Source organism: Streptomyces sp. ActVer, assembly GCF_027270795.1.
GTDB classification, from domain to species: Bacteria; Actinomycetota; Actinomycetes; order Streptomycetales; family Streptomycetaceae; genus Streptomyces; species Streptomyces umbrinus_A.
On record NZ_JAPWHT010000647.1, the window covers coordinates 1 to 4,258 of the forward strand.

Sequence of the window (4,258 nt, forward strand, 5' to 3'; positions counted from 1 at the left end):
GGCGGGCTTGGCGGGGGTCGCGGGAGTGGCCGGCGTGCTCGGCACGACCGGCGACGTCGCGGCGTCGGGCGTCGCCGGCTTGGCCGGTGCCGAAGGAACGGCGGGCTTGGCCGGAACGGCAGGCTTGGCCGGAACGGCCGGAACGGCAGGCTTGGCCGGGGCCATCGGCGTGGGCGGTGCGGTCGGCACGGCCTGCTCCCGGTCGGCCTTGACGGGCGGGGTCAACGCGCCCGCGGCCGGGGCGGCCGCGGAGGCCTTGGCGATGGCGGCCTTCACCGCGTCGGCGAGCTTGGCCGCGTCGGCGGCGGGCAACTGGCCGCCGTCGGCCTTGAGCACGGCGTTGAGCAGGTCGGTGACCGGAGTGAGCACTCCGCCGACGTCGCCGAGGCTCTTGACCTGCGCCAGCAGAGCGTCCGCTCCGGGCACCGGCGCCTGGGCCGGTATCGAACGGGCGTCGCGGGTCGAGTCGTGGTCGGCGGCGACGGCGGCCGGTCCGGCGATCCCGAGCAGAAGCGTGGCGCAGAGTGCGGGGGCCGCGATACGCCGTGCGGGCAGAGCACGCATGGAGGGGTCCTTTCGGTGGTGCGTACGGATCTTGTGCTCACCGTGGAATCCGTGGGCACCTCCTGCAACCGAACGACCGCGCTCCGTAGCGTCCCGGGCCCGCCAACGCGTCCGTTGTCCCTGGTGAGGCGCCATGCCCGGGCGCTCCGCGGGCGCTCGTCGCTCCTCCCTCCATTCGGGGCAACGCGGACCGGCCGCCCTCCCTGTGGGAGGACGGCCGGTCAAGGGCTGCGCAGCGACGTCAGTCGTTGACGCACTCGTTGCCGAACGCCGGGTTCAGCAGCGCGATGACGTTCACGGTGTTGCCGCAGACGTTGACCGGCACGTGGACGGGGACCTGGATCAGGTTGCCCGACAGGACGCCCGGGGAGTGGGCGGCAACGCCTTGCGCGTCACTGTCGGCGGCGGCGACACCACCGGTGCCCGCCATGGCGGCGGCGGCAACGGAGGTAAGGACCAGGCCCTTCGCGATACGCGACATGGAGAGGTGCTCCTTGGGATTGACACAACAATCCGGGCGGGGTGCCCGGCTCTGGAATCAACGCGCGGCACTGGCGCGGGTTGTGCCACCAAATGGGTGAAGTCCCGGACCGAGTGCCGGGCGGAGGCCGGGCCCACCACGGAGCCTCCGCCCGACACGGCGCCAACCAGTGTATGCAGCATGATTACGACACACTTGACGGGTTTCACCGATAAATACGGATAGCGGCTACAGTTACGTTCCTCCTCAGGCCGCTTGAAACAGACGGGGAGTCATGGCGGCACTCAGGTGATGTCCACAGCTTGTCCGTCCGCAGGGTCAGAACCTCTTCCCGAAATTCCCCCGAAAGGGCAATGCCGGTCATGCGCAATTCCCTGGGTCCTCTGCTGCGCCGTGGGATGGTGGGTGTCTTTTCCCTCGCCTCGCTGTGGGCGCCGGGCGGACCGGCGGCGGCCGCGCCTGCCACGCCCACGACGTCAACAGCGCCGACGACGTCAGCGGCCCCCGCGGCCGAGGCCGAGAGCCTCGCCTTCACCCAGCGGTACCGCGCGCTCCAGCACGGCGGGATCGTCCGGGCCGCCAACTCGTCCATCACCTGCCGGCGGCCCGTCGAGCGGTCGGCGGCGTCCTGTCCCGCCGCACGCGAGGGCCGGGCGGCCGCGAACGACGACAACGACGACTTCGAGATGTTCTACATCGACGTCGACAACGACCCGAACACCTACAACTCCAGCCGCGCCGAGGTCCGTCCGCCGGCCGGCGCCCGGGTCTCGTACGCGCGGCTGTACTGGGGCGGCAATCTCCGGGTCGGTGAGCAGAAGCCGCCCAAGGACAACGGGCGGGTGCTGATCGCCGAACCGGGCGGCCAGTACAAGGAGGTGCTCGCCGACACGGTCGTCGGGCACCGGGTCGCGCACGGCGCGGACGCGTTCCAGGCCTCGGCGGACGTCACCCGTCTGGTGCGGTCGAGCGGCGCGGGCGCCTACACCGTGGCGCAGGTCAACGTGGCGATGGGCCACTCGGCGGCCGGGGCGTGGGGCGGCTGGACGCTGATGGTGGCGTACGAGAAGGAGTCGGAGCCGCTGCGGCACCTGGCGATGTGGGACGGCTTCGACCCGCTGGGCACGGGCGGCGAGCAGACGGTCCGGCTGCCCGGCATGGAGTTCCCCAAGGGGGCCGAAGGTCGTGCGGGGCTCGTCGCCTACAACGGTGACCGCGGGCGTACCGGCGGCTCGCTCACCCTGTCGGCAGGCGGTCTGACGACCCGTCTGGCCAACGGCGCGAACCCCCGTGACGACGTACTGAACTCGACCATCAGCGAGCCCGGCCGGACGGCCCCCGGCCGCACGCCCGCGTATCCGAACACGCTCGGGTACGACTCCGACGTCTTCGAGCTCGACAAGGGGCTGCGGCACGGCGGTGCCCGGCTGGACTTCCGCCTGGTGTCGCCGCGCGACACGGCCTGGGCCGGAGCGCTGTTCGTCGCCGTCGACGCGAAGCGCTGACTGCTTTCCCCCGACTTCCCCCGGCTTTCCCCCTTTCCCCGTGAGTTCCCCAGTGACCTCCCCCTGAGCCCCTCCGAGCGCCACCCGTGAGCGAGGAACGCACGCATGCAACTGTCACCGCCCGGCCCTCGGCCGCGGGTCCTGCACGTCTCCCAGCCCGTCGACGGCGGGGTGGCCCGCGTGATCACGGATCTCGTACGGGCCCAGCTGGCCGCCGGGGCCGAGGTCACCGTCGCCTGTCCGGCGGGCGGCGCACTCGCCGCGGCGGCCGAGGGACTGGGCTGCGGTGTACGGACCTGGCATGCGACCCGGTCGCCCGGGCCGTGGCTCGCGCAGGAGGTACGGAGTCTGCGCCAGGTCGTGCGGGAGGTGGACCCCGACGTCGTGCACGCGCACAGCGCAAAGGCAGGACTCGCGGCGCGGCTCGCCGTGCGCGGACGGGTGCCGACCGTGTTCCAGCCGCACGCCTGGTCGTTCGAGGCGGCCGGCGGGGTCACGGGGCTGCTCGCCCTCAACTGGGAGCGCCTCGGAGCGCGTTGGGCCTCCCGGGTGGTGTGCGTCAGCGAGGCCGAGCGGCGGACCGGACGGCGGTCGGGGATCGCCGGGCGGTTCACCGTGATCCCCAACGGGGTCGACCCGGAGCGTTTCCACCCGGCGTCGGTCGGGACCGTACGGGCCGGGATTCCGCTGCTCGACGGGGTCGATCCGGCGGCGCCCCTCGTGGTCTGCGTCGGGCGGCTGTGCCGGCAGAAGGGGCAGGACGTCCTGCTCGACGCCTGGCGCGAGGTGAGCCGACGGGTGCCTCAGGCGCGGCTCGTGCTGGTGGGTGACGGTCCGGACGCACAGGCGCTGCGGGCCGCCGCTCCCGAGTCGGTGCTGTTCGCCGGGGCCGTCACCGAGGCCGTGCCCTGGTACCAGGCCGCCGATCTGGTGGTCCTGCCGTCCCGTTGGGAGGGCATGGCGCTCGCTCCGCTGGAGGCCATGGCCTGCGGGCGGCCGGTCGTGATCACCGACGTGGACGGGGCGCGCGAGAGTCTGCCGCCGGGCCAGGGACCGCGCTGTCTGGTGCCGCCGGACCGGCCGGACGAGCTGGCCGCGGCCGTCGCCGAGCTGCTGCTCGACCCGCTGCTGCGCGAGTCGCTCGGCCATCAGGGGCGCCGGTACGTAACGACCACGCATGACGTCGGGCGCATGGCGAAGGCCGTCGCCGAGGTGTACCGCGAGCTGATCGGCACCCGGCCGACGCGGTCGACGCGGCCCAGAGGACGGAAGACGGGCGTGGAAGCCACCGAGTGCAGGGAGTCCATCCACACGTGACTGCGGAAAGTACCGTTCCCTCCCCCGGTGGCCGGCCGCGGGCGACGGACCACGGATTCTCGCCCGTCTCGGTCATCCCGCCGCGCGAGGCCACCGGCGGCTTCAGATTCCCCAGCGGCGGACGGCCGTTCGTACGGCGTGCCTCGCGGCTGCCGCTGCCTGCCGTGGACGTCTGCGCGGCACTGCTCGGCGGCGGCCTGGTGCTGCCCTGGACGCATCCGCTGCCGGTCGCCTCGCTGGTACTCGCGGTGCTGTGGCTGAACGCGCACGGGTTGCTGTACCGCGCCGCGCCCGTCCCCGCGGTGCTGGACGAACTGCCCGCCGTCTGCGGCCGGATCGCGGTGGGCTGGTGCGCGCTCGCGGCCCTGCTCGCGGCGTACTCCCCGGACCA

3 protein-coding genes and 2 pseudogenes are annotated in these 4,258 nt (G+C 73.2%); 3 read left to right on the top strand and 2 right to left on the bottom strand.

Features of this window, described 5'->3' with window-relative positions:
- Both O3Q52_RS49660 and O3Q52_RS49665 read right to left on the bottom strand, forming a co-directional pair.
- Positions 1–564: pseudogene (locus O3Q52_RS49660) on the bottom strand (hypothetical protein); the annotation flags it as partial.
- Between the two features lie 241 nt (positions 565–805).
- On the bottom strand, positions 806–1,045 hold the full coding sequence (locus O3Q52_RS49665; protein WP_269655015.1) for a chaplin: 240 nt from the start codon (positions 1,043–1,045) through the stop codon (positions 806–808).
- Positions 1,046–1,407: 362 nt separating this feature from the next.
- Here O3Q52_RS49665 and O3Q52_RS49670 point away from each other — a divergent pair, with 362 nt between their 5' ends.
- The 3 genes and pseudogenes from O3Q52_RS49670 to O3Q52_RS49680 all read left to right on the top strand — a co-directional run.
- A complete protein-coding gene (locus tag O3Q52_RS49670; protein ID WP_269655016.1) occupies positions 1,408–2,550 on the top strand; it encodes a DUF3344 domain-containing protein in 1,143 nt (380 codons plus the stop codon).
- A 105-nt stretch (positions 2,551–2,655) separates the two neighbouring features.
- Positions 2,656–3,867 (top strand): glycosyltransferase, encoded by a 1,212-nt coding sequence (locus O3Q52_RS49675; RefSeq protein ID WP_269655017.1) that lies wholly within the window; start codon positions 2,656–2,658, stop codon positions 3,865–3,867.
- A pseudogene (locus O3Q52_RS49680) lies at positions 3,864–4,258 on the top strand (transferase); the annotation flags it as partial. The gene O3Q52_RS49675 and the pseudogene O3Q52_RS49680, both read left to right, overlap by 4 nt.

Excerpts from the sequence above, each read along its gene's own strand:
- O3Q52_RS49675 (WP_269655017.1), top strand. The coding sequence starts at position 2,656 with ATGCAACTGTCACCGCCCGGCCCTCGGCCGCGGGTCCTGCACGTCTCC.
- O3Q52_RS49665 (WP_269655015.1), bottom strand. The coding sequence starts at position 1,045 with ATGTCGCGTATCGCGAAGGGCCTGGTCCTTACCTCCGTTGCCGCCGCC.
- O3Q52_RS49670 (WP_269655016.1), top strand. The coding sequence starts at position 1,408 with ATGCGCAATTCCCTGGGTCCTCTGCTGCGCCGTGGGATGGTGGGTGTC.